Source organism: Sporosarcina luteola (assembly GCF_023715535.1).
Classification (GTDB): domain Bacteria; phylum Bacillota; class Bacilli; order Bacillales_A; family Planococcaceae; genus Sporosarcina; species Sporosarcina luteola_B.
This window is the reverse complement of record NZ_JAMBOI010000007.1, coordinates 43,038-68,651: the sequence shown is the minus strand read 5'-3', so window position 1 is coordinate 68,651 and position 25,614 is coordinate 43,038. Positions and strand designations below refer to the sequence as shown.

Genomic DNA, 25,614 nt, shown 5'->3' with positions numbered 1-25,614 from the left:
CATTGCAGCAAGCAAAGCATAATAAGTAATTCCTAAAATATACTGTAGTACACCCATGACTCGTTAGGCATTTCACCCCCACATATGTAGAACAATGTCGAAATTCGGATTGACAGAAAACTTTTTCTAATCGATACTTTGAATTACACATAATTTCGAAAGGAGATGACAATGTAAAATCGCTTTAGTATACAGACCCAAATAATTTTAAGGTGGAGATGCCCAAATGTTACTAGCAAAGTACCCTAGAAGAAGGTACACACACGCAAAAACACCAATAGAGAAGTTAACTCATCTAACCAAGCTATTGAACGGTCCTACAATCTATATAAAACGGGATGATTTACTAGGACTTGCCGGTGGAGGGAATAAGACGAGAAAACTGGAATTCCTCATTGCCGATGCAATACGCAACGGGGCAGACACGATTGTCACCGGTGGCGCTCTCCAATCAAACCATTGCCGACTCACGTTAGCCGCCGCCATTAAGGAAGGTTTAAAATGTCAGCTAATTTTGGAGGAAGGTGTTGCTACTCCTTACAATCCAAATGCAAACGGCAATAATCTGCTATTTAACTTACTTGGTGCCGAGTCTATCAAGGTTGTGCCGCATGGCTCAGATATGCTGGCGGAAATGCACGCATTGGGCGAGGAATTAGCAATGGCCGGCAGGACACCTTATGTAGTTCCTATCGGAGGATCTAATGAATTGGGATCGGTTGGATATGCCGCGTGCGCCCAAGAGATCCTTCAACAATCTTTTGAAGACGGACTTGTCTTTGACGATGTAGTTGTTGCGAGTGGCAGCGGCGGAACACAGGCAGGGTTGATTGTCGGTTTCCATGCAAGCAGCGCGCCTATTAACGTGCATGGCATCAATGTTTCCAGACCAAACGAAACACAGATCCCGCTCATTACAAATCTTGTGCACCAAACAGCGGATTATCTAAACGTATCAGACAATCACTTAGCTGATCATGTCCACTGCTACGACGGCTATGTTGGTGAGGGCTACACTATTCCGACACAAGGGATGATCGAAGCTGTACAAATGTTGGCGAGAACGGAAGGCATCCTACTCGATTCCGTTTACACAGGAAAAGTGATGGCAGGACTCATCGACTTGATTCGCAAGGGAGCATTCAAGAAAGAAGACAACGTCCTGTTTGTTCATACAGGTGGGTCAACATCGTTATATGCAAATCCTACCTTGTTCGATGATGATTTATTTGTGTTATGAAGATTCACCGGAAGTGAGGACAGACTATGAAAATACCCTTTACGAAGATGCATGGAATTGGAAATAATTATATTTATCTCGATGCGATCACACATGAATTCGATCATTCGATCTTCAATCAATTAGCGATAGACGTCTCAAATGTCAATACAGGCATAGGATCGGATGGACTCATTGTGATCCATCGGAGTGACGTGGCGGATGTCGGAATGCGGATCTTCAATAAGGATGGGTCGGAAGGACAAAGTTGCGGCAACGGCTTACGCTGCACAGCAAAATATGCTTATGAAAATCATCTTGTCTCTACTAACATCTTCCGGATTGAAACGAAGGCGGCAATCGTAACTGTTGAAGTGTACGGCGAAAGAGAGTGCATTGACAAGGTGACAGTAGACTTAGGACCGCCCTTCTTAAATCGGAGCCAAATTCCGATGCACGGTCCTGACGATAACCAAGTGATTGCAGAAGAATTTCACGTTGCGGCGCATTCAATGCAAGTGACGGCATTATTTTTAGGCAATCCAAATGCTGTGTTTTTTGTCGATGCGATTGAGGAAGCACCTGTACACGAGCTGGGTGCAATCGTTACTGATGATCCGCGTTTCCCGGATCGGGTGAATGTCGGATTTGTTGAAGTTCTCTCTCGCCATGAAATGAATTACAGAGTATGGGAACGAGGTTCCGGTGTAACAGAAGCTTGTGGAACAGGAGCAAGCGCGGCTGTCGTCGCAGCGATCTTAAACGGCTATATCGATAAAGGGATCGATGTCACAGTCCATTTGAGCGGCGGAGATCTATCCATTAAATGGGCAGACGATGATCATGTTTGGATGACCGGACCGGCGGAGACTACGATTCAAGGGGTCTTCCACTGGAAGCGTCAGGAGTAATAGATAGATATCATTTAAAAGGGGGAGCAATTGCATGGCGAAAAAATTAAAAGCGTATCGTTTTCCACTTATTCTTCTAGCTTCCATTATCATCGGATCCATTATCGGACTTGTTTTCGGTGAAAAGGCCAGTGTCATTAAACCGTTCGGGGATTTATTCTTAAATTTACTATTCATGATTGTTGTTCCACTTGTGTTCTTCTCCATTTCGTCAGCTGTCGCGAATATGGATAGCATGAAACGTCTAGGAAAAATCATGGGTTCCATGCTATCGGTATTTATTATTACAGGGATCATTGCGTCCATCACGATGTTAGTGGCCGTTGTTATTTTCCCGGTCGGCTCCGGGGTGGATGTTCCTATGGAAATTGTTGAAAACACGGAAGTTCTGTCGCTATCCGATCAACTTGTAAATACCTTTACAGTGCCGGACTTCGTAAATTTATTTTCACGTAAACATATGCTTGCGTTAATCGTATTCTCGGTGTTATTAGGAATCGCGACTGGGTTGACCGGCGAAGCTGGCAAGCCATTTGCCCGCTTTTTAGAAAGCGGTTCTGAAATCTTCATGAAAGTGATTCAACTCGTCATGTACTATGCACCGATCGGCTTAGGCGCCTATTTCGCAGCGCTTATCGGCGATTTCGGCGGAGAACTGATTGGTGATTATGCACAAGCATTCATCCTATATTACCCTGTTGCTTTTCTATACTTTGTAATTGGATTCACGCTTTACGCATTCATTGCCGGCGGAAAAAAAGGAGTTGTCCGTTTTTGGAAAAACATCCTTGCACCCGCGGCAACCGCACTTGGCACGGGAAGTAGTTTTGCAACCCTCCCTATCAACTTGCAGGCAGCAAAACAAATCGGCGTGCCAAAGGATATACGGGAAACCGTCTTGCCGCTCGGCGCGACAATTCATATGGATGGCTCTTGTCTGTCTGCCATCCTCAAAATCGCGTTCGTTTTCGGAGTGTTCAATATGGATTTCACAGGATTCGGCACCTTCGTGACAGCAATTGCGATTTCCTTACTGTCAGGTGTTGTGATGAGCGGAATTCCTGGCGGCGGATTTATCGGTGAAATGGTCATCGTCACACTTTACGGCCTGCCGATTCAGGCATTGCCTATGATCTCAGCAATCGGCGTCGTTGTTGACCCACCTGCAACTATGGTCAACGCAACTGGTGACACAGTCGCAAGTATGCTTGTGACTAGGCAGTTGGAAGGAAAAGACTGGATGGATAAAGTGAGCGTAGAATAAGAGCAGAAAGAGTATATATCCAAAAGTCCAAACGAATCGGAAAACCCCATCCAGTATTGAGGATGGGGTTTTTTCGTTTATTTTATCTTGAGCACATCAAAAGGTCTAATTATCCCAATCAACTCTCCATCAGCATGACCGTTTTCCGTTATGAGCAATGCTTCCAAACGGACACCTTTTGAAATCGCCCGCTTGAAATAATCTTCAGCTTCATACACAGAAAGGTCTTTGTCGACAAATTCAAATGGCTCATTACGATCTTCATAATTGTAAACCTCGGAAAGTGTCGGTATTTCCCGGGAAATGGAGTCTTCTGTCGAATGGCCCGCCAACCAATAGGTGATATCTGCAGCCGTAACCAAGCCCTTGAATTTACCATTCTGATAAAATGGGATTTGGGTGAACCTGCTTTCGGCCATCAATTTCAATGCCGCAGTTAATGGATCCTCCGCTTGCAAAGTATGTACTTTACAGCCGAAAAGAGCACCTACACGAAGTGGATTGCTCAGTTTCTGTTCAATCAATTCAATACGCTCCACAATTTCATCATGGGGTTCTGCAATCACATAGTCGATGTCTGTTCGATTATGGACGATTGCATTACGCAAATCTCCAAGCTCCCGCAAATCATCTTCGTATTTGCGAACAACGGAGTTTGTAATCTTCACTTTATCAATCAGGCGGTAAAACGGGGAATACTCATCGCCTTCCGCTTTTTCAGAAAGTGTTTTCTCAATCCGGTTATAAGCGACAATAAAACGCTCTGAATTTTTCACAGTCATCAGCGCATGCAACTCCTTTTGAAAGGAGTATACCCACTTTCCCCTCATCAACTAACCACTGACAGTGCATGTCTTCACTTTCCCGTTACAAGCCTTCAGGTCTACGGATAACGAGAACATCACATTTCGCGGAGCGTACAATGTTTTCAGAGACGCTGCCCATAATAAAACGTTCAACTGCATTTAAACCCGTCGCCCCGCAGATAATCAGATCTGCATTCAGTTTTTTCGGAAGGTCTTTTGAAATCATCACTTTTGGCGAGCCATATTCGACAACGACGTTGACGTTTTGCACACCAGCTTGGACAGCTTCCGCTTTGTAGTTGTTCAGCAATTCCTCGGCGGATTTATACGCGCTTTCAGCGATTGAACGGTCATAAGCTTCAGCAGAAGAATACGAACGTGTATCAATGATGTTGACCAAATTCAATGTGGCTTCATTTCGGTCTGCAATTGCCACCGCCTTTTTGAAAGCCCATTCCGCCTCTTCTGATCCATCTATTGCGATAATTATCTGTTTGTAGTCCATTGACATAGATCTCACTCCATTCTCTTCATATGTACTACTTCGACAAGTAAGGTACATTTCCTTCCCTAATAAACAAAGAAAGCCCTCTTTATTCGACAAATTTATGTACAACCCTTTCAATCTTGTCGCATGAGAAACACTCATAAGTTTTCAGAATAGACTTGCAGTTATATCCCCCTCTTTGTACAATGGAGACGAGAGGAGCGATCGTATATGGGCATCCGGAACTTAAAAAACCACCTGTAATGAGAAAACAATTACAGGAGGAATAAACATGACAACAAACGAATGGGTCATCCCTTTTTATAAGAATCAATTTGAATGGTTACGAGACATAGAACCAGAAATGGCAAGTTACTTACAAAAAGATGCCGAGAAAATCGAAGAGCAGATCGGCGCCAGGTTCGAATCAATGCTTGATATTGGAGCAGGGATCGGCAGTATTGCCAGGGCTCTGGACGCACGCGGCATCACGGTGACTACGTTGGAACTTGTTCCTGAATTAGTCGAAGCTTCGAGACTTCGTTCACCGAAAACGATCGACATTCATATGGGTGATTTCTACACTTATACGTTTCCTACCCAATTCGACGTCGTCAGCTATTTCGACGGCTTTGGCATCGGTACCGATGACGACCAGCTGACTCTTCTGAAACGGATGAAAAGCTGGATGAAAGATGAAGGATTCGCACTCATTGACATCTATAATCCTAATTATTGGCGCACCATTGCAGCAGGCCAAAAGATGAAGATTGACGAGGCGGAGCGGCTCTATTCATTTGACGAGGAAAACTGTCGAATGATCGATAGCTGGTGGCATAACGAGAACCCGGAAGAAGTGGTTACACAATCGTTGCGTTGTTATACAATCGACGAAATAAGTGCACTATGTAAAAAAGCCGGACTGACAATCACCGGCATCTTCCCTGGCGGAGCCATGGATTTCGACAAATGGGCATATACGGAAACGGCCCCGCTATCCAGTTGCCTTTCCTATCGAATTAAATTGAAAAAGACCACTTGAGAAAATTGAATGACAGTATTTCTACGCTTACGGCTGCAAATGTGAAACAGAAACCACTCGTGAGCCTGCAATGGCCGAGAGTGGTTTTCTCGTTTACTATAACTTTAACTAGATTGCGCTATGGAATAAAAGCGCCCGATTGATTAAAATCATGACAATTCAATTAATCTACATAAAATACGCAACTAAAAAGATAAAGCTGTTCTATTAACGGGTTCGGTTAATGGGGAGAAAATACAAAAACACACCCCAATAAGCAACTAAAATAGCGTACGATTCGCACCCGAATTGACAGTGTAAAAAGCAATAAAAAAATGCTCAGGCATAATAATCTGTATCTTTGCATCACTAGGATTAAATGGTTATGCATTTGCTAAAACGCTTAAAATCAAAAGGAAATGATAAGATCAGTGAGAAATACTAAAGTTTGTGAAGTATTCTACCTGTAGTAGCGGGTGCTTTACTTTAAGATCGGTGGGCTGCTTGAGGGTTCATTTTCTTATTGAACTAACGCGCAGGTTAGTTGAAGAAAAGAATTTAAATTTTTTCATTCATCTAATTTAAGGATGTGAGGTTTAGCAATGAAAAAGTATGTATTGTTCATGTTGTTATTATTGTCTTTTACTTTTATGTTATCTGCTTGCTCTCAAAGCGAAGAAGAAAAAACACAAGTTTACTTAGAAAATAATGCTTTAACTTTTTATCATTTTTTAGTTGTTGATTTTACTGATGGGGAATTAAACATAGAAGTTCAAATGTTTGATACTTCTGATACATGGAGTAATAAAAATCCAGAGTTTGATGTAGCAGTTGAAACAAAAATATTATTAGAAGCTGTGAAGAAATATTCTAAAGAACATGAAGATATATTAAAGGAAGTAAAGCTTTACTTTGTTAGCGAATCAAATAGAACTGTTGCAGAAATAAATGCAAATAATGATACTTTACTAGAAAATAATTGGAGTGAATTGGACGCAGATGAAATTCCTCAAACTGTGGACGGTTACAAATTTTATGGGTTTTCAAATTAGTTCTTCAACTCCCATGAAAATTAAACTCTCAACTTCGCTAAAAAAAGCAAAACTAAAGAAGACGCAGCTCAGGTTTTTTAAAAAAATGCAGCGCCTAGGTTTGGATCGAATTATTTGTTAGATCAAGAGGCTTCTGGTTCAGTAATTGTAACGCGGTAACCTAAGTTTTCGAGCCTTCGAACAGAATATCGTACAATGGATTGCTGTTTTTGTTTATCGAAATAATCTTCGCCCAAATCTACATACATTTCTTTGCGTGTTAAGAGATAATAGGCGATTCTTAATATGGCGTGGGCGACTGAAATGCCTGCTCGCTTCTTACCTTTCCGTGATGCTGTACGCCTATACATGGCTCCGAGATAGGTTTTTGATCCTCTGATTGAATGAGCGGCTTCTATTAAAGCTGACTTTAGATATTTGTTCCCTTTTTTCATAGTTGACGATTTCCTTTTGCCAGCACTTTCATTATGGCCAGGTACTAATCCTGCCCAGGAACATAGATGGGCAGAGCTCGGGAATTGCTTCCCTACATCAGTTCCGACTTCAGCGAGGATTTGTTCAGCCATACGAGTGGCGATGCCTGGAATAGAATCCAACCGTTCAATATCTTCTTGGTGAGAGGATAATCTCGCAGCTACCTCTAGATTTAACAATTCAATCTGGTCACTAAGAAAGTCAATATGATTTAGAATGGTTTTTATCATCAGCCGTTGATGTGGACTGATATATCCTCGTAGGGCAAGAACTGGCTGGCATGAGTCCGGTTCAATACCGCCTTCACACCAGCCAACTAGCTGCGTAATATAAAACTCTAACTTTTAGGGGTCACATCAATTTTTCTGAGCGTTTTTTGATGTAAAGGCATCCTTTCGTACAGCAAAAGATTATATAGTTGATAGCGCCTATTGTGAAGTAGAAAATTAGGTTAACTCTCTAATACATTTACAACGATTTCACCGAATAATTTATCTCCAATATAAACTTTTAATTTCCATAGTCCTGGTGTTGGAAATTCCATATTTGATGGAACATGTGTATCAGCTCCATTGTTAGGACTTACTCCAACTTCTGGATACTCCCAAACTTTTTCGTTATTCGCATTTTTAATAAGGACTTTATGTTCTTCTCCTTTTTCGTTAATGCCGACAACTTTTAACTTTCCATTGAAATCTTCTTTTTCTCCCCAAAAATGCCACATATATTTCGCAGCCTTTTCTGCAATAATTGGTTGAGCTTCAGCTTCTCCCTCTTTTCCAGAACCAATTAAAAAACCCAATTTTTCTTTCTCTCCGATCAAAATATACTCGCCTTTGGAGCCATCGCCGAAAGTAACTGGTATTTCAAAAGTTGGGCTAACATCCCATTTTTCCTCAACAACTTTTGTTTCCTCTGAACATCCCGCTAACATTGCCGTTAATAATAACCCTACAATAATTTTTTTCATGATAACCTCCTATTATCATTAGACAAAGATTACACGACCCCATGATTGACCATTCTGACTATTAATAGTTTAACATAAAACTCCGATAGTCCTCTAAATATTCGGATATAAGGAGCTTGTTTTTCCTTTCGCACTAATTTAACTACCTAAGGTAAAGAATATCTTCCAAGTCGAATTTTTTATCCGCTATCCCCAATCGTTGAGACGATACTTCTTGCACGCTCCGAGATGAGCCAATCTACCGTTTCCGCATTGTGGTTTTTAGGTGTAATGAACTTCACTTTAGCACGCCAATTAGCAACACCACATAAATTTATGCGGTGTTGTTAATTCAGGTGTCAATTGGGGTGCTAATTTGTCCGTGTAAAGCGTTTAAATGTTGATATAACAACAAAAAAGGGGACACCTATTCATATGTGAATTGTGTCCCCAAATGCTGTGTTATTTGCTGTTTTCTCCCCATCAACCGAACCCGTTAGCATATTACCTGGGCATTTTTTATTGTCCTATCATTTGTTCAACAATCGCGCCTTTCGCTTACTTCACTCAAAATTTTCTACTACGAGTTTACCAATCATTGTGCCGCTTTCAAGTTTTTCATGTGCTTGCTGGATCGTCTTGGCATTAATCGGCTCGTAGGTTTCCGTTAACGTTGTTCGAAGCTGACCGCCGTCTAACAAATACGCCATATGGTTAAGGAGTTGATGTTGTCTAACCATATCTTTTGTCTGGAAACTTGATCTGGTAAACATAAATTCCCATACAAATGTTGCACTCTTTGCTTGTAAATCGTCTAGGGGGAGAGAGCCTTTCATTTCTACAATCGCACAGATTTTACCTTGAGGGGCAATGCATTCCACCATGTTTTCCCAATGCTCTTCCGTACTGCTGGTATTAAAAATATAGTCAACGTCATTCAATCCTTGCTCTACGAGTTGTGGTTTTAATGGGTGACGGTGATTTAGAATCATATCTGCCCCCAGATCTCGACACCAACGCTCCGTTTCTTCTCGTGAGGCCGTTGCGATGACGTTAAGGCCAGCTAATTTTGCAAGCTGAATGGCAATTGATTCAACTCCACCTGCACCACCGATAATTAAAATCGAACGCTCCGTATTTCCTTGATCCCCCATGTCGATCATGAGCCGCTCAAAAAGTCCTTCCCAAGCAGTTAGGCCCGTCAACGGCATAGCCGCCGCTTCCGCATAACTCAACTTTTTGGGCTTATGACCAACAATGCGTTCGTCTACAAGATGATACTGGCTATTCGTTCCTGGACGTGTAATATCTCCGGCATAGTAAACTTCGTCACCCGGTTTAAACAGTTTACACTCCCCGCCGGTTTCAATAACAACACCACTCGCATCATATCCAAAAACTTTTGGTCCATCAGCGGGATCTGTTGAAGCCCGGACCTTCGTATCCACCGGATTCATGGAAACTGCCTTTATTTCTACAAGCAAATCCCTGCCTTTTGGTACCGGCCTCTCTATAGTTAAATCTTGAAAATGTTCTTTATGATGTAATCCAACAGCTTTCATCATTCATCCTCCTCGTATAGTATGTTTAGATGTTCATTTCCATTTTTAAAAGTCTTCCTGAAATTGAGTTTTTTACTATCTCGTTAAGAACTTCTAATCCGCACCCCTTGGACGAACCCTTTTTTAGGCGTTACAACTGTTACAGCGCGGGAAAATAAGGGACGACTTCTTCCGCTAATTCTCGTATGACCTCTTCCACAGGGCGATGAACAAATTTGGTATTGATTATCACGTGGTTCACTCCGGCTTCTTGCAAGGAATTCAGATAGTCAATTAAGAATTTATGACCGCTCTTGAATCCTAAGTGAATAGGCGTTGGTCCCTCATTCGGATCTTCAGTTAAATCAACATATAGCGATTGGGCAAACGGTTTAAATCGATCAGTTAATGTCCGAAACTCATGAATAAGTTTCTGTTGTTGCGCCGGGTTACGTGGATAACTAAGCCATCCATCGCTGTTTTCCGCAATCCATTCCAGCGATTGCCCGGAAAAACCTGTTACAAATGTGGGAATATCACCCACAACTGGTTTGGGCAGAATGTCTGTTGTTCCTGTCAGATTTACTCCGTCTGTCTGAATCGACGGAAATGACTTTGCCCAAGCTTCCCTCATCACATACAAAGCCTCCCTAAACAATTCAGCTCTTTTTTCCCGATCTACATCAAAAGCTGTGAATTCAATCGGACGATCCCCAGTTGCAAGGCCAAGTAAAAGCCTTTCACCTGAAATTCGATCCATGGAAGCCGCTGATTTAGCAAGGTTTAACGGATGTTGAAACGATGTAATTGCGCTCGCTGTTCCTAGGGCGATCTCCTTTGTATGCGCTGCGATATAACTAAGGAATACCCATGGATCATACATTTGTCCTGCATCTCCGAATGAAGGATCATTTAATGGAACATCACGCGCAAATAGAGAAGCAAAATTCCCCTTTTCAGCAACTTTGGCCAGGTTTATTTGCTGGTCCAAGTACATTTTCGGAACGTTGCCCTGATAGGCTTCAAGGGGAAAAGTCAAACCTAAAGTCAGTTTGTTTTCTTGAAATGTTCTCGAATATCCATTATGTTTTTCAAATTTATTCATGTGATTTCTAGCCTGTCCTTTCAATAATCGAAACTTGTTTAAGATTTATTTTGAAGTGTGTAGGGGGGGCTTTACTACGCATAGGTAAGCTGTTTTCAATTCGGCTAATCTTGCCTAGTGTTCCCCCATGACGGAAATAATCACCTGCTCTTTCAGCATTGCTTTTGTCCCACACACGCTTCCTTCATTACTTTTAGTCATCTAAACTTTCCTTGCTTCGGTATTTCTATAAGTACTGAAATATATAGTAAATATCGCCACATAGATGACGTATAGTATGGGAGTACCCCTTGAGAGCAATGTGGACATTGAGTAACTTTTTTATTAATGTGCCTAGAAAGTACTTCTCCAAGGCCTAAGTGCAGTTATGTATTTCAATAAATCCTGAAATAGAGAAGATAAATATTCCGCTTTATTTATAATAGTAAAGCGGGGGCGTACTGCTCGAGGATTGGGCGTTCTAACCTATAGTACCGAAAAGTTCCTTCACGGCGAACGGATAGCAATCCACAATCAAGTAGAGGTTTTAAATGATAAGTCAATGTAGAGTTGGCGGCAATGTTTAATTGATCGACAATTTCTTGACAAGACAACTCGGGATGTTTCACAAGAATTTCTACAATTTTTAATCGTGTCGTTTCACCGAGCGCTTTGTAAAGATTTACTTTGAAATCCTCAGTCACTGTACACTACTTCCTCTCAACTGCTATTTTCTATTTCAGTGAATACTAAAATAGCGTATCTTGAAATGAGTATGAAGTCAAAGGATAGCAATTCCATTGTTGAATCTCTTTCTTCAACAATATGGCCCCATTCACGAAAAAGGCACGTTCTTAAATAAACGCGCCCGATAATCGTATAACTTGTAACCCGTTGATTTCCGCTCCAATCAACTAAGTCAGTGCTATTGAAGACAAGCACCCATCATCTGAAAGAAGGTAAATTATTTTATATAGCCGAATTGACCAGATGCGAAAATAATCCAACCATCTGCCGTCAGGTTTCTGCAATAGAATGACTCACAAATTAAAATTACACTTCTTCCACTTTGGTATTGCTCGAATTGCCCTTCTTTACTTATTAGCGCGGTACTTGTTAGACACTCTCATATCACAATCATCGTTATCTACGCATAACCAAAGTTTTATCTTTTTTTCGTTCCCGTCACCTTCGTTAGTAGTTACCGTCTTATACTCAATCTCTTCCTCGTTTGTGTTCCCACAATCATAACATTTGCTAGCCATTCCATTCATCCTCCAATTCTTTTACTTTAATATTCTTTCTTTTAAAAAATAAAATTGTTCCTTTAAACAAATTACAATTGCAATATCTCTTTTCATGATAACATAATTATCCAAATGGCCAGTTTGCTGAATAATCCGTCTTCCCATTGCTCTATTTTAGCACAAAATCTTGTACTCCCTTAAACGTCTTGAGTTATTTCCAACAAATTTTCTCAACCCCCAATCAACAATCTTATTAGCAGCGCAATTAGCAGAGGCACATAAATTACCACAAAAATAGGTTTTCTCCCCATCAACCGAACCCGTTAGATCTATCAAGCTTCTTCTTTTTTCAACGTATTTTTCACATAGGCAATTTCCCCAATTTACGTTTCCTCTTTTTCAGTAAGACGGCAATCAGTAGTGCAAGCAGGCCGACAAAAGTGAGCAAAACGGCGTACGCGGTTAAGATAATACCATTCGGCTTTGTAAGGACCGTTAAGATATTTGCATCGTGTTCGACGATTTTCCTGTCTTTTGCATGTTCATAATAAGCAGGTACTTGTGCGACATCGTCCATTTTCTCGAAGGATTTGAAGTAATTCGCAATCGCATACCATTCTTTCATTTCCTGTTGATCATTCATGTAAATGATCCGTTCTTCAAAATTCGTTACGGGGCTGCCGTCTTCATTCTTCGGGACAACCGAGAGAAGGCCGAATGACTTTTCATTTACATAGGGCAACATTTGAACGGAATATAAGCCGCCCACGACACGGTAGAGCTTTTCGTCATCGATTTCTTCCTTTGTGCCATCAAAAGACTGCAATTGAATGTCTGTCACTTTGTTGAATAGGAAGCGGTTTGTATTAAACGTATAACTTAAACCAGCAATATACAATTGGACTTCATTCATAATCGGCGTGATTGATGCATCGACTTCCGCAACGGTTTTCAATTCCTTCCCCGTTAAATAGATATCCAACAGTGGATAGCCGGAACTGCCGTCGAATCCGACGCCTAATGAATACACCTTAAAAACGTCTGCAACCGTAATTGTTCCCTTGCTGAATGAATCCCTGATATTCCCGTACGGCACAACCGCTGCAGCGATCGGCTCATAAGCGCTTCCTTCCAATTCCCGGATCGTGTGAATAAATGCGTCACCAATCAAATTGCCGATTGGCTCTTCTCTTTGTTCAACCCCGAGCTCTGTAAACGGGGTGAAATCGAAAGGTGATACAGCGAGCACTTCATCAAATTCCATGCCGAAGCGGTTGAGGTACTCTTCCTGGATCGTCTGTTTATAGTCCTCGATTGTTTCGGCAATCACTGGATCTGAAGGAAGCGATTCATCGATCTTCCGCAATTGGTACTGATTGACTGCCCAGTTACCATTGCTGTCCTGAGAAATGTTGAGGATGCCTAAATTCTCTCCATACTCGCCCGCCGACACGATAACTGTATCCCCCACAAGGATCGGCTCCATGAGTGTCGTATGGCTATGCCCACTAATAATGACATCAATACCCGACACGCTCTTGGCCAGTCGTTCATCTTCCGATTTGGACGGGTCAGTCGCTGTCCCCGAATGGGAGAGTGCAATCACAAGGTCGACACCCTCTTTTTCCTTCAATGCAGCGACCGTTGACTTGGCGCTCTCTACTGCGTCACGAAAAGTCACACCAGACATCGGGGCATTTCCGGCGGCTTCTTCTCCCATCAGTCCCAAGATGCCGATCTTGACCCCTTTACGTTCGAGGACGATATAATCCTTTACGCCGTATGCATCCATCGCTTCTTTTAAAGACTGTACGTCGGCAGCTATCTTTCCATCTTCATCTTTCGGGAATTCCATATTGGACATAACAATGCTGGGTAGCCGCACGCCGCTTTCTTTCGCAGCGAGCAAGCTTTCCGCAAGGCCGTCCGCACGGAAGTCAAATTCATGATTCCCAAATGTGGTCGCGTCATATCCCATCTTGCCAAGCATGGTCAAGCTGGGTCCGTGTGAAGTGAAATTAGTTTGAAACAGCGTCCCCATCGAGAAATCACCGGCATCCACTACAATCGCATCCGGATCTTTACTCCTCTGTTCCCGAATGGCGCTGGATAATCGGGCATACCCGCCGACGGTCATTTTCCCTTGTTCCCTCTCAACTTCATAAGGAAGAAGATTGTCGTGCATGTCATGCGTGAAAAGGATTGTGATGGAATCTCCGGGTGTATCTGCGCTTCCTTTAAGAATAGGCATAAAAAAGACGATTGATGTAATAAAAATGAACGAAACCAAACTGCTCCCTACTTTACGAATCGGAATCCCCCCTCTTCCATCTGTCTCTGCGGTTTGTCTCTCTTACTGCATATCTGCGAAGCTGAACTTCACGCCGTTTTTTTGGTGAGGTATGAGAAACCACTCTTGAGCAACGGCTGGGAGTGGTTTTCTTGTTTACTATCATTCACTTATGATCCTTGTTGGATTGCTTGTGCGAGCTTTGAAGTGATCCGTACATTATCGAAAGAGATCCCTAACTGAATCGCCGTCAGGGCAATTTCCGGTCTGATACCGGATAACGTTGTTCCGACACCTATCAACTCTAAAGACTGTATTAGACCGAAAAGCTGTTGCGCAACCATCGTATCCATCAGTCCCACGCCTGACAAATCTATATAGAGGCTGCTGATCCCTTTAGCCACACATTGTTCTAATGTGTTCTCTAGTAGTATTCGTGCCCGATCAGCATCCAGCTCTCCAACAATCGGAAGCAACGCTGTTTGATCACTCAACGCAATGACTGGGGCGCTTAACTCATTTATCACATCTTTTTGGATTCGCAGTTTTTCTCTTAAATGCCTGTTTCTTTCATGTGTATACCAAACAATCGCCTGATCGGTTATTTTAATGATCAGTTCATAATAATGCAAAGTGGATTCAATGGTCATCGACTCTTTATTCTCATCCACAAACTCTTTAATGAAGCCAAAATACACATCCCGGGTTCTCATAAACTCTCTTATAATAAATTCAATAGGTGTACTGATAAGTTGAGGATCGCTCGTCGTCTCTAATATCCAGCTTTCCATCCGATTCATCACTTCAGATTCTTCTTCGATTAATATTCTGAAAGCATTTTCGTGGAACGCAAAATTCTGCCCTTTCAATTTCTCAATCTCCAAAGGATCGGTAGAAGAATACACGCCTGACGGATCACTTTTATCTAGCTTGTCGTACCATTCTTCCGTCATTTGTTCTGCCTTGCTCAGTAAGAAATGATAGAGTTTCCTTGTTTCCGACATTTTCTATTCCTCCTGCACCCCTCAATGTTGAAGAGTATAATCGTTTGCTGCTCTTAATTGATTTTACCACATTTTTCATTTTTCGGAATATTACTATGAGTCCTTTACATTATTAATTGTTGGTTTGCAGAAATCTAGTGTATGCATTACAATAAAATGGTAAATAAAATATATTTTTCTATAAAGGGGGAATGAGCTAATGATAAACGAAATGGGGTTACTTGGGAGAACTTTAGTAGAAGAAAAAATTAATATAGCACGTAAAATTCATGAGTTAAGGCTATCAGAGATTCCGGATGATCAAAGACAATTAATCCCTTCACAAATTGAAGACGAAATAATAAGGATGAGAGCTAACTTTATAGGTCTCTTTGGAGAATTTTTGGCCAAACCAGAAAAGAGAGAAACGGCCTATGATCAAATAGAAAAATGGGCGAAGGAAACTTCAGAGTATGTATATAAACTTGGAGTACCATTAGATGAAGCCTTGAAAGATACATCACTTTATCGAACCTTTATCCATGAAGTAATTGAAAACACGGTAATAACCCATGACATGTCGGTAAAATCATTGTTAGCAACATGTAAGATCATCGATCCATTGCTTGATCATGCTGTTTACTGTTTTAGCTTAACCTTTGTAAACTTCTACACAGTTAACCTCGATAATGCTAAAAGAGCATTTATTGAATTGTCTGTACCTATTGTTTCAATTTCTGATGATATCGCCATACTGCCATTAATCGGAGATATCGATACTGAACGGGCATTAATGTTGATGGATAATACGACGAAGGAAGTAGGAAGATTAAAGATATCTTACTTAATACTCGACTTATCCGGGGTAGCTATTGTCGATACAATGGTGGCACAACATATCTTTAATTTGAGCTCTACCCTAAAATTGCTGGGAGTTCAAACGATCATAACAGGAGTGAGGCCGGAAGTTGCCCAGACTGCTGTAAGTCTTGGATTGGACTTTAGTGATCAAATGACAAAAGGAACCTTGAAGCAGGCACTAGTAGAACTAAAATTTAATCGTGATTAAAACGTTGTATTAATAATCCATCCTTTGTGAGCTAGACACTCAAGGATGGATTTTTTTTTGGGTTTTATCTTTAATAAAAAGATCCCTTCTCATGTAATATGAAAAGCACCCTTTAAAGGATGCAGCATAATTATTCTGGTTTTCCTTCAACAACAATTTGCACAGAACTATTCACGGATAATCTCAATAAAATGCTTCAAAATCCTCGCGGTCAGTCCCCAAATCGTGTAAGGTCCGTACTCGAAAAACCATTCTTCCATCGTACGCCCCCTCCATTGGTAGTTCTCACCATTCCGGATCTTATCGTAAGGAAAATTCGAATCGGGCGAGAGATTCACCATAACCGGATGCATATACGGCTCATGACTAAGTAGATAATCAAGCGGCACGGTGAACACTTCCTCAACCTCATTTTTATTATAAGACCGAATGATTTCCTTATAATCCACTATCCCCGCAAACGGATAGACTACAAATGACGGAGAAGCAACATACGGACTTAGCGGACCCAGCACTTCTACAGTATCCGGGCTCACTCCAAGCTCCTCATGCGTTTCCCGTAACGCCGCGAAAAGAGGTGATTCGTCTGTAGGATCAATTCGGCCGCCAGGAAAACAAATATCGCCAGGCTGGCTCCTCATCATCGCCGAACGGACTTCGAACAACACACGCCATTGCCCTTCCAGCTGGACGAGTGGAATCAAAACAGCCGAACGGAGAGCCGTCGCCTCACCAATGAACAACTCTTGATTGTTAAGCAGTTGTTCTCTCCATCTTTCCTGATTCATGACATCATTCCCCTTTCCGCCAAAACAGTCATTCATTACAACTGTTTAAATCGAATTGGTTTCAAACCTTTTCTGATTCGATCATTGTTTGACCAATTTCCATATCCAAAGATTGTATAAGCTAAAACCTTAATCAGATCTCCATAATAACTATTATGGGACAGATATTCCCTCTTGAAATCTGATAGTCTAGTCCAGAACTTACCCCAATGAGCCTTATCTTAGCATACATCCATAATGCCTATCAGAGGACCTGGTATTCCATCCCCTTCGTGCTTATCACAAGCCTCCATTAACAAAGTAAATGTCTGCTTTTCCATTTTACTTTTACAAAGAAATATCAAATGAGAGTCCTACAATCGTACTGCCCTAGAGACTATTGAGCTATGACAATTATATGTGTATAGTATAATATAATGGAGTATTTTGAAATTATAAAAAACACAATTTATAAATAAAAAGGGGAAGCTGGGATGAATCGAACTTATTTAAAGCATGAATTTTTAATTACAGCAAGAAGCAGACGAACGATTCCATTTGTTTTCTTCATCGGCGTTTTATTGTTTAGCTATTGTTTACTTTTATGGCCGTATGCTAATACGAAGGAAGCATTTAATAAAAAGGAGACGGAGGAATATTTAACTTATTTGGAAGACCAGCAAAAACTATGGAGAAGTATCGGTAATACCGGTCTTGTTTATCCTTGGCATAGCTATTCCTATGATCGTCAAGTGGGTTCACCCGTTTATGCGACGAATGACCATAATTATGATTTGTTTTCTGGAATGTTGCAGTCTTTTGAGAATCGAAACTTTGAACGCTTGCTCAAATTAAGGACATTTTATTTGCAAAATAATCCAGGTGAATATTTAGAGGATCGGTATTTATTTCAGACCGTACCATTTCCTGAAAAGGATCGGCAGCATGCCTATTACCAAACGATGATGAAGTATGAGGATTATCTCAATAAGGATTACCACATCACATTTGGTTTGATGTATGAGAAAACGGGATTGCAAACATTGCAGATTTTTCTGCAAAACTATGGGGTATACTTCCTTTTATTTTGCGTCATTTATTTTAGTAGTGATGTTCTTTCAAGGGATCGAAAATATCAGGCGGTCCTCCAAGGCTTACCATTATCTTGGTATCGCCAACTGAATTTAAAATCACTGTCGGCATTTCTTTTTTCAATGGCGTTCATTGTTAGCGTTATCGTTGTCGGAGTACTTGTCATGACGATTCAGTTTGGGTTCGGGTATTTCGATTTGAATGTTCCGATTATGATTAGGCAACAAACGTTTACAATTGAGGAATACAGTGTCGTTTCACTGGCAGCCTATTTAGGAAAGACGCTTGTTGTCGTACCGTTATTAGTCATGCTATTTGTAAGGTTGAATGTCGTCCTAAGCTTACTTTTTAAAAATGAATGGATTGTCTTATTTATTAGCAGTTTGATACTGTTCTCAGAGCGACTTTATTATGCGCGCTCTACGCAAGAATTGTTCGGCAAGGACATCAGCCTGTTCCCACAGACTTATTTTGACTTTGGAAAAATAGTTGATGGGGAAAAGAATTTTTTATTGAACACGGAAACGATAACCTATGCAAAAGGCGTCCTCGTACTACTTATTACGTACTTTATCATTGAAGTCATCCTGTTTATCGTTTCTCATGTTATTAATAAACGCCGATTCTATCAAGCAAGTTAAAAGCCGGGAAGGAGGAAGTTTACAATCATGTTTTGGAAATATGTAATATTTGAAACGAAGTTATTACTATTAAATAAGAAAAATTGGTTGTTAGGTGTTGCATTGATTCTCTTTTTCCCGCTTTATTACTCTCATTACAGTAAATTGGATATGGTTGACTTAAGGGAAGAGAAGAATGAGGAAGCAGAGAATTTCCCTGAGATTCTCGACAAGTTTCCAGGTTCTGTTTGGCAGACCGAAGAGGGAAAAGAAATTCGCAGCAATTTAATACAACAATCTTCATTGCTTAACATGCAAAGGCTTTACTTACGAAATGAAGAACAAGGAATCTTTCTTGGTTTTTTTGGTGCAGGACCTAACTTGCAAAATTTTTTTGAGGCTGGACTTCAGCTGAATGAATTACGTCTTGAGTTGCATCGACGAGGGAATAAAGGGATACAAAAGGAGTATATTGTTCCAATTGACGAAATCCAAAAAGAAAATGCACTCTATCGGTATCACTTAGAACATGAACTTACCCTCATCCAAGATCAATTTAAAGCTAGCAATTACATACCGGTGGCATTGCGCCAAATAAGCGGTGTCATGTTTTGCCTGCTAGTATTGTTTGCGGGAAGCAGCATGCTATTAAATGATCAACAGCATCCTTCTGTCGTGAATGGATTTCCCATTTCCTTCATGCAAAAAGCAGCTAGTAAAGTAGGGGTTCATTTCGTACAAATTATGCTCTTCCTATCTGCAAGTATTTTAATAGGCGGTTATTATGTATCGAGAAAAACCGGGTGGGGAGACTTTAGAACCCCTGTACTCATTTATCAGGACGCGGATTTTATCGCAATATCCATGTTGCGCTATTTATTTCTCATGTTCGTCGCGTTTGGCTTGATTGCACTTTTGCTTTTATTTACTTTCCTGTTACTTAACCTCGTGACAAAAAACTTGTACGCAGCAATTGTTATATTGCTATTTATATTACTATCACCACAACTTCTTCTAGCTGTTGGAGTGGAGACAAATTGGCTCTATCCACTCAAATTCATTGATATTAGCGCGGTTCTAAGTGGCGAAGCAGCTAAGGAATATGGGATTGAAGAACTCGATTTCAAACACGCGTATAGTTGGCTTGTCCTCCTCACTTTTCTTGTCATGTCAATTTTATATTTTAGGAATAAGCTTTTGCATATTCAAAAAGTGGAAACGATCCCAATGAAAATTAGTTGAAAGGCTGGGGAATAGATGCTGAAATTATCAAATGTAACGATTGCATATAATGATAAAATCGTATTGGATTCATTGGATTTAACAGCGAATAAAGGGGAGATTATAGGTGTCGCCGCACCGAATGGAACAGGTAAGACAACGATGTTCAATGTGATGGCGAACTTTGTGAAACCCGATTCCGGACATGTTTTTTTTGATGGGAAATATACGTACCGGAATGAAAAGGAAGAATTGCATATTCATCGGATGTTGGCGACCTTTCCGGAACAAAAGGACTTATTTGAAGAATTGTCCGGTGTAGATCATATGAAACTTTACGCAAATATGTGGAAAGGATCGACGAAGCATGTACCTTCCATCATTAAACGTCTTAACATGGGGCATTATGTGAAACGGAAAGTCCGAACGTATTCATTAGGGATGCGACAACGATTATGTTTCTCGATGATGATGGCAGCAGACACGCCGATTATGTTGATGGATGAAGTGATGAATGGTCTGGATGTTGAAAATGTCGCTCTCATATCAGAATGTTTAATGGAAATGAAGCAGGATAAGCTCATATTTGTCGCTTCGCACTTGTTGGCAAACTTAGACCTTTACGCCGACCGAGTTCTATTTTTGAAAGACGGAAAGTTTGTCCATGAACAAAAATTCACAGGTGAAAATGAAAATTTTCTTAAACTTGACGTGAGTGCTGAACAGTACGAATCGATTAAAAGTGAACTGGATTTACCAGAGGGTCATATGTTTATAGCCAATTACTTATTATGCATTCCGTTAGGTGGAATGAGTGAGTCGGAACAATCAAAATGGATGGGCCGGATGCTTAAATATAATAAGGAAATGACAATCGGGCCATTGGGGACGGTGGAGTATTATGAAAAATATTATGGAAAAACGGTTTGATGCCAAGGGAATGTTAATTGGAATTTTTAGTTGCGTGTTATTTTTGTCAGGTTGTCATAATTTACAAGGTAAGAAGTCGGAAATGATAAGCGTATATGCTGACAACTATGAAATTACAGGAACTACAAGAGATGAAATCATCGGAAAGATTCATCCGGCCATTTTCACGACAGTAGATCGGAATAATAAAGAAGCAACAAGAAAGTACGCACCGATGCCTACAAAAAAAGGAGCAAAGGTAACTCTAGAGGCTGGAAGGTATGCACTGACCGGTTATCCATCAGGTAATATTTATGTTTACGATAAAGATGATAACTTGCTCTTTCGGGAAATCGTAGGAGAGAAGGCTGGTGTGCCTACATTAACCGCGGATATCGATTCAACGTTTTCGATTATTTTTGACGGTGGCTATAATACAGTAACAATCTCCCCTGTGAAGACAGAGCTTTCCACAGAGTTGACAGCAGGCATATGGGATGTCGGATTGGACATTGAGCCGGGGAATTATACAATGAGCATCTCCAATGGGCATGGCTTTGTACAAATTATTGAAGAAGGTAAAGACCCTCGCCTATTTGAATTGCTGGGAGGCGGATTGACAAATTCCAAAAGTCTAGTTCAGTTGCAAGAAGGCCAGAAGGTACGTGTTTCAAAAGTTTCGGCTGTATACTTTGAACCGGTGAGCGAAGCGGGTGACACCGACTCTTGATCGACTTTTTTGTCAATAGCCACTCTTTAGCTTGCAACGGCTGAGAGTGGTTTTCTTGTTTTCTAGAATGTGTAATTCTTTTTTGTAATATATAGCATTTGAATTAAGATTAATTTTTTGTGCTATTATTAGGGTTAAATCGATTAAATAAATAATAGTAACACTCAAGATGGCAATAATAAGGATGGTCATTTTGTACGTACAGCACTATATACAGGAGGTCTACAATGAATAATAATGATATATTAATTCGATTACGATATGCTTTGGATTTTACGAATACTGAGATGGTTGACATTTTTAAACTTGGCGGCGTTGAAGTGACAAAAGAAGATGTGCTGCTGTTGCTTACAAAATCAAATGATGATGAAACGGAAAATGAAGAACAAATGAAGTGTACGAATCAAATGTTGGATTCATTTTTAAATGGTCTGATTATCTATAAAAGAGGAAAACAAGAACCAAAACCAGGACAAGCTCCGGCAGTATCTGCCATGACGAATGAAAGCGTTAATAATCTCCTACTTAAGAAAGTGAAAATTGCGCTCGCATTAACAAGTGAGGATATGCTTGAGATTTTGGAGAATGCGGGAGTCACGATATCAAAAGGCGAACTAAGTGCTGTCTTGAGAAAAGAAGGGCACAAGAATTATAAACCGTGCCTGGATCGATACGCCAGGAACTTCTTAAAAGGCTTAGCTATGAAATATAGGGCCTAATGTTAAGGTGTAAAGCACAGGTATTTAGTTATCTATATGGCCGTCAAAATGCTGCCAACAGTTGGCGGTCTGTAATAGAAGGTTCCCTACAAGGGGAATCTACCCAAGGTGAAATAATCCATCCTATGTGAGCTAGACACTCAAGGATGGATTTTTTTATTGTGGAGCAATTGGCATTCATCATTCGCTAACAGATCCGAATTTATTTCACAGGTATAGGGTAAAGACTATTATCTAGTCCATACACTTCCTGAACGGTGAGCTTCCTGCCTGGCGTCCCCCCCTGCAATATGTTCTATTTTCAAAACATGCTTCATAACCTCGTTTAGTAGTAACTATAGTGAGGAGTGGTTGAAATTAGAAAAATATTCGTAGCAATGATGGTGTTGATCCTTGGTTGTTCTTATGCGTTTCCTACGCATACAACCGCTAAAGCAACAACCGAAATGTACGTCCATGCGAAAAATGATATTGTCCTGCGTGCAGAACCAAAACAAAATGCGAAAAAGCTTGGCACCATTAAGAACCATTCGAAAGTTACTGTAATCTCTTCAGCAAAGGGATGGTCCTATGTACAAGCCGGTAACAGCAAAGGATATGTGTATACGTCCGCTTTATCCAAGAAAAACCCGAAAGCCGCATTAACGACTGTCACCGGTGGCCTCGCGCCTAAGGCTGGGTTGATTCTTACGTATGCACCATCGTTCTTAGAAGAGAAGAAAGAGACGTTTACTGTAGAGAAAGATGATGAATACACGTACTTATACAATAAAAAGAGTTCCCTCTACCCGGATTTATCGAACTTCACCTACATCGAAGACAGGAAAAGACTGCTTATGGGTGTATCGAGTTCCGACCACATCTTCATCAACGTCCCCTATCCATTGAAACAAGGGGCTACCATTATAGATTCATCTTTGATGTTCGAGGAGCAAAAGGTTCTGGTTGAGAGCACGACGAAAACAGTCTCCGTAAAAGCCGGCACATTTAAGAACGTCGTCATTCTTCGTTATCCGAGCGGCTCGAGAGTTTACTTCGCAAAAGGGATCGGAATCTTAAAAATCACAGATAAAAATGGCAAGATTTTTACGGAGTTGGTGTCTGTGAAGGAAGCGAATTAAATGGCCATTGGTGAAGGTTTTATTTGCGGTTAGGCAATTTGTAATTACTAATAGGTGTACAAAAAAATTATGTATAGCATGAAAAAAGCACAACCCATAATAGAAGGTTGTGCTTTAGTCTTAGTTTCCGTTGTAGTGAATAGGAGACCCAGGTCCGAGATCGATGCCGAATAGCATCCAGACGATGAGAGTAAGGCTCCACACTAACAGGAAGAACATAGAGTACGGGAACATGACAGAGATCAGTGTACCGATACCCATTTTTTTATCGTATTTTTGTGCGAAAGCGATAATAATCGCAAAGTACGTCATTAGTGGCGAAATGATATTTGTTGATGAGTCGGCAATTCGGTAAGCCATTTGTGTCAGTTCTGGTGAATAGCCAAGCTTCATCATAATCGGTACGAATACTGGTGCCATCATCGCCCATTTTGCGGAGGCACTACCGATGAACAGGTTAATGAATGCCGCAATGACGATGAATAATAGTATAAGTGGAATACCTGTCAAGTTGATACTTTCAAGGAACTTCGCACCGTACACACCGAGTACTAGCCCCATGTTTGACTCAGAGAAGAATGCGACGAACTGGCTCGCTGTAAAGGACAATACGATGAATGTACCCATAGCAGCCATTGTTGCGGTCAGCATTCTTGCGACATCTTTGTCATTCCGAATTTCTTTTGTCACTTTACCGTACACGAGTCCCGGAACGAAGAACAGGAAGGCGATGATCGGCACAAGTGATTTCATGAATGGTGATTTGATAATAGGCATGTCCGCTTCGTCTCCACGAAGAGGCGCACCTGGTAGTAGAACAAGCAAGGAGACAAGAATTCCTGCAACGAGTAATGAAAGACCCGCCCATAGAAGGCCCTTTTTCTCGATAGATGTAAGCTTCTCAACTTTTTCACGGAATTCTCCGTTGTACTCTCCAAGACGCGGTTCAACAATTTTCTCGGTTACCCAAGCTCCGACGATTGTAAGAACAAACACGGAAGCCGCGATGAAGTAATAGTTCATTGCGATGTTCATGCCATCTGCATAAGCAGGATCGATGATTGCCGCAGACATAATTGTCAGCTCACCTAGTAAAGCATCTGTTCCCGACAGCAATAAGTTAGCGCTAAATCCACCGGAAACACCAGCGAATGCCGCAGCAAGTCCGGCAAGTGGATGACGTCCGAGTGCAGCGAAGATGACGGCGCCTAATGGCGGAAGTACAACATAACCCGCATCAGAAGCAACACTGGACATGACACCTGCGAAAACGAGTCCTAACGTAATCAGTTGCTTTGGTACAGACATGACAAACCCACGAAGCATCGCACTGATCAGACCCGATCCTTCGGCTAATCCGATTCCAAGCATCGTAATAAGCACGACGCCCAGTGGAGCGAAGCCAATGAAGTTCGCGGTCATATTCGTAATGATATAGTGAATGCCTTCTACTGTAAGAAGGTTCGTAACTTCAATTACTTCTCCTTCTTTACCGGGATGCGGAACACTGATCCCGAAGGAAGAAACGACAGCAGATAGTACAATGACAAGTAACGCAAGCAATGCAAATAGCGTGACGGGATGTGGCAAGCGGTTTCCGGTTGTTTCGATCATATCTAAAAACTTTTGGAAAAACCCTTTACGTTTCGTTTGCATGGGAAACCCCTTTCTCCTGGTAAAAATACAATTAATTATTATGACAATTAAAACCCTTCTTAGCCAAACCTTAGTATAATGAAAATCATTTGAAATTTGAATAGGTTTTTAAAATAACTAACTAGGAAGAAACGTCTTATTAGTGTTACATATTTATGTAGACTTAATAACAAGGCATTTGTAATAAAAAAAGTAATAAAATCAGTGTTGGTGGACAATTAGAAAAATGGCGGCAAATAAAAGTACAAGGCACCAATCAATTCTGAATTGAACAGGTGCCTGATACAAGTTTCTGTGAAGGTAGCGAATTTGATGGCTATTGGTGAAGGGTATATTTGCGGTTAGGCAATCTGTAATTATTATTAACAATAGGTTCCCTTCA

At 41.0% G+C, this 25,614-nt stretch carries 23 protein-coding genes; 12 read left to right on the top strand and 11 right to left on the bottom strand.

All coding sequences use genetic code 11. From position 1 onward, the window contains the following. Positions 1-226: 226 nt before the first annotated feature. From M3191_RS13420 to M3191_RS13410, 3 genes are read left to right on the top strand one after another with little or no spacing between them, the layout of a single operon-like run. A complete protein-coding gene (locus M3191_RS13420; RefSeq protein WP_251700892.1) occupies positions 227-1,240 on the top strand; it encodes a D-cysteine desulfhydrase in 1,014 nt (337 codons plus the stop codon). 26 nt (positions 1,241-1,266) lie between these two features. Next, the gene (gene dapF / locus M3191_RS13415) at positions 1,267-2,130 is read left to right on the top strand and encodes a diaminopimelate epimerase (protein WP_251700891.1); all 864 of its coding nucleotides are present in this window, start codon (positions 1,267-1,269) and stop codon (positions 2,128-2,130) included. A 34-nt stretch (positions 2,131-2,164) separates the two neighbouring features. Then, complete coding sequence (locus tag M3191_RS13410) at positions 2,165-3,394, top strand: dicarboxylate/amino acid:cation symporter (protein WP_251700890.1); 1,230 nt, start codon at positions 2,165-2,167, stop codon at positions 3,392-3,394. 77 nt (positions 3,395-3,471) lie between these two features. Here M3191_RS13410 and M3191_RS13405 read toward each other — a convergent pair whose 3' ends face one another. Then, complete coding sequence (locus M3191_RS13405) at positions 3,472-4,176, bottom strand: CBS domain-containing protein (protein WP_251700889.1); 705 nt, start codon at positions 4,174-4,176, stop codon at positions 3,472-3,474. A gap of 85 nt (positions 4,177-4,261) precedes the next feature. Further along, a complete protein-coding gene (locus M3191_RS13400; RefSeq protein ID WP_251700888.1) occupies positions 4,262-4,711 on the bottom strand; it encodes a universal stress protein in 450 nt (149 codons plus the stop codon). Positions 4,712-4,979: 268 nt separating this feature from the next. Between M3191_RS13400 and M3191_RS13395 the strand changes: the two genes are divergently transcribed. Beyond that, the gene (locus M3191_RS13395; protein ID WP_251700887.1) at positions 4,980-5,729 is read left to right on the top strand and encodes a class I SAM-dependent methyltransferase; all 750 of its coding nucleotides are present in this window, start codon (positions 4,980-4,982) and stop codon (positions 5,727-5,729) included. Between the two features lie 581 nt (positions 5,730-6,310). Continuing rightward, positions 6,311-6,760 carry a hypothetical protein gene (locus M3191_RS13390; RefSeq protein ID WP_251700886.1) on the top strand — a complete coding sequence of 150 codons (450 nt, stop codon included), beginning with the start codon at positions 6,311-6,313 and terminating at the stop codon, positions 6,758-6,760. Between the two features lie 122 nt (positions 6,761-6,882). Here M3191_RS13390 and M3191_RS13385 read toward each other — a convergent pair whose 3' ends face one another. From M3191_RS13385 to M3191_RS13355, 7 genes are all read right to left on the bottom strand, one after another. Next, positions 6,883-7,356: a transposase gene (locus M3191_RS13385; protein WP_251700885.1), complete on the bottom strand. Its 474-nt coding sequence runs from the start codon at positions 7,354-7,356 to the stop codon at positions 6,883-6,885. A 329-nt stretch (positions 7,357-7,685) separates the two neighbouring features. After that, on the bottom strand, positions 7,686-8,204 hold the full coding sequence (locus M3191_RS13380; protein ID WP_251700884.1) for a DUF4871 domain-containing protein: 519 nt from the start codon (positions 8,202-8,204) through the stop codon (positions 7,686-7,688). A 542-nt stretch (positions 8,205-8,746) separates the two neighbouring features. Then, on the bottom strand, positions 8,747-9,745 hold the full coding sequence (locus M3191_RS13375) for a zinc-binding alcohol dehydrogenase family protein (RefSeq protein ID WP_251700883.1): 999 nt from the start codon (positions 9,743-9,745) through the stop codon (positions 8,747-8,749). Positions 9,746-9,884: 139 nt separating this feature from the next. Continuing rightward, positions 9,885-10,829 (bottom strand): LLM class oxidoreductase, encoded by a 945-nt coding sequence (locus M3191_RS13370; RefSeq protein WP_251700882.1) that lies wholly within the window; start codon positions 10,827-10,829, stop codon positions 9,885-9,887. Between the two features lie 416 nt (positions 10,830-11,245). Further along, positions 11,246-11,512 (bottom strand): ArsR/SmtB family transcription factor, encoded by a 267-nt coding sequence (locus M3191_RS13365; protein WP_251700881.1) that lies wholly within the window; start codon positions 11,510-11,512, stop codon positions 11,246-11,248. A 904-nt stretch (positions 11,513-12,416) separates the two neighbouring features. Then, positions 12,417-14,345, bottom strand: coding sequence for a bifunctional metallophosphatase/5'-nucleotidase (locus M3191_RS13360; protein ID WP_251700880.1), 1,929 nt, complete (start codon positions 14,343-14,345; stop codon positions 12,417-12,419). Positions 14,346-14,515: 170 nt separating this feature from the next. Further along, positions 14,516-15,349, bottom strand: coding sequence for an STAS domain-containing protein (locus M3191_RS13355; protein WP_251700879.1), 834 nt, complete (start codon positions 15,347-15,349; stop codon positions 14,516-14,518). A gap of 199 nt (positions 15,350-15,548) precedes the next feature. Between M3191_RS13355 and M3191_RS13350 the strand changes: the two genes are divergently transcribed. Next, the gene (locus M3191_RS13350; protein WP_251700878.1) at positions 15,549-16,397 is read left to right on the top strand and encodes an STAS domain-containing protein; all 849 of its coding nucleotides are present in this window, start codon (positions 15,549-15,551) and stop codon (positions 16,395-16,397) included. 167 nt (positions 16,398-16,564) lie between these two features. On the opposite strand, the gene M3191_RS13345 is transcribed toward M3191_RS13350, so the two are convergent. Continuing rightward, a complete protein-coding gene (locus tag M3191_RS13345; protein WP_251700877.1) occupies positions 16,565-17,185 on the bottom strand; it encodes an NUDIX hydrolase in 621 nt (206 codons plus the stop codon). A 473-nt stretch (positions 17,186-17,658) separates the two neighbouring features. Here M3191_RS13345 and M3191_RS13340 point away from each other — a divergent pair, with 473 nt between their 5' ends. The 6 genes from M3191_RS13340 (at position 17,659) to M3191_RS13315 (ending at position 23,576) form a co-directional block, all read left to right on the top strand. Further along, a complete protein-coding gene (locus tag M3191_RS13340; protein ID WP_251700876.1) occupies positions 17,659-18,897 on the top strand; it encodes a hypothetical protein in 1,239 nt (412 codons plus the stop codon). Between the two features lie 27 nt (positions 18,898-18,924). Next, a complete protein-coding gene (locus tag M3191_RS13335; protein ID WP_251700875.1) occupies positions 18,925-20,118 on the top strand; it encodes a hypothetical protein in 1,194 nt (397 codons plus the stop codon). Positions 20,119-20,133: 15 nt separating this feature from the next. Beyond that, entirely contained in the window at positions 20,134-21,027 is an 894-nt protein-coding gene (locus M3191_RS13330; RefSeq protein WP_251700874.1) for an ATP-binding cassette domain-containing protein, read from the top strand. Continuing rightward, entirely contained in the window at positions 20,999-21,736 is a 738-nt protein-coding gene (locus M3191_RS13325) for a hypothetical protein (RefSeq protein WP_251700873.1), read from the top strand. Before M3191_RS13330 ends, M3191_RS13325 begins: the two co-directional genes overlap by 29 nt. Positions 21,737-21,963: 227 nt before the next feature. After that, positions 21,964-22,455 carry a DUF1456 family protein gene (locus M3191_RS13320; RefSeq protein WP_251700872.1) on the top strand — a complete coding sequence of 164 codons (492 nt, stop codon included), beginning with the start codon at positions 21,964-21,966 and terminating at the stop codon, positions 22,453-22,455. Between the two features lie 347 nt (positions 22,456-22,802). After that, positions 22,803-23,576: an SH3 domain-containing protein gene (locus tag M3191_RS13315; protein ID WP_251700871.1), complete on the top strand. Its 774-nt coding sequence runs from the start codon at positions 22,803-22,805 to the stop codon at positions 23,574-23,576. 120 nt (positions 23,577-23,696) lie between these two features. On the opposite strand, the gene M3191_RS13310 is transcribed toward M3191_RS13315, so the two are convergent. Further along, entirely contained in the window at positions 23,697-25,232 is a 1,536-nt protein-coding gene (locus M3191_RS13310) for an AbgT family transporter (RefSeq protein WP_251700870.1), read from the bottom strand. Positions 25,233-25,614: the final 382 nt, after the last annotated feature.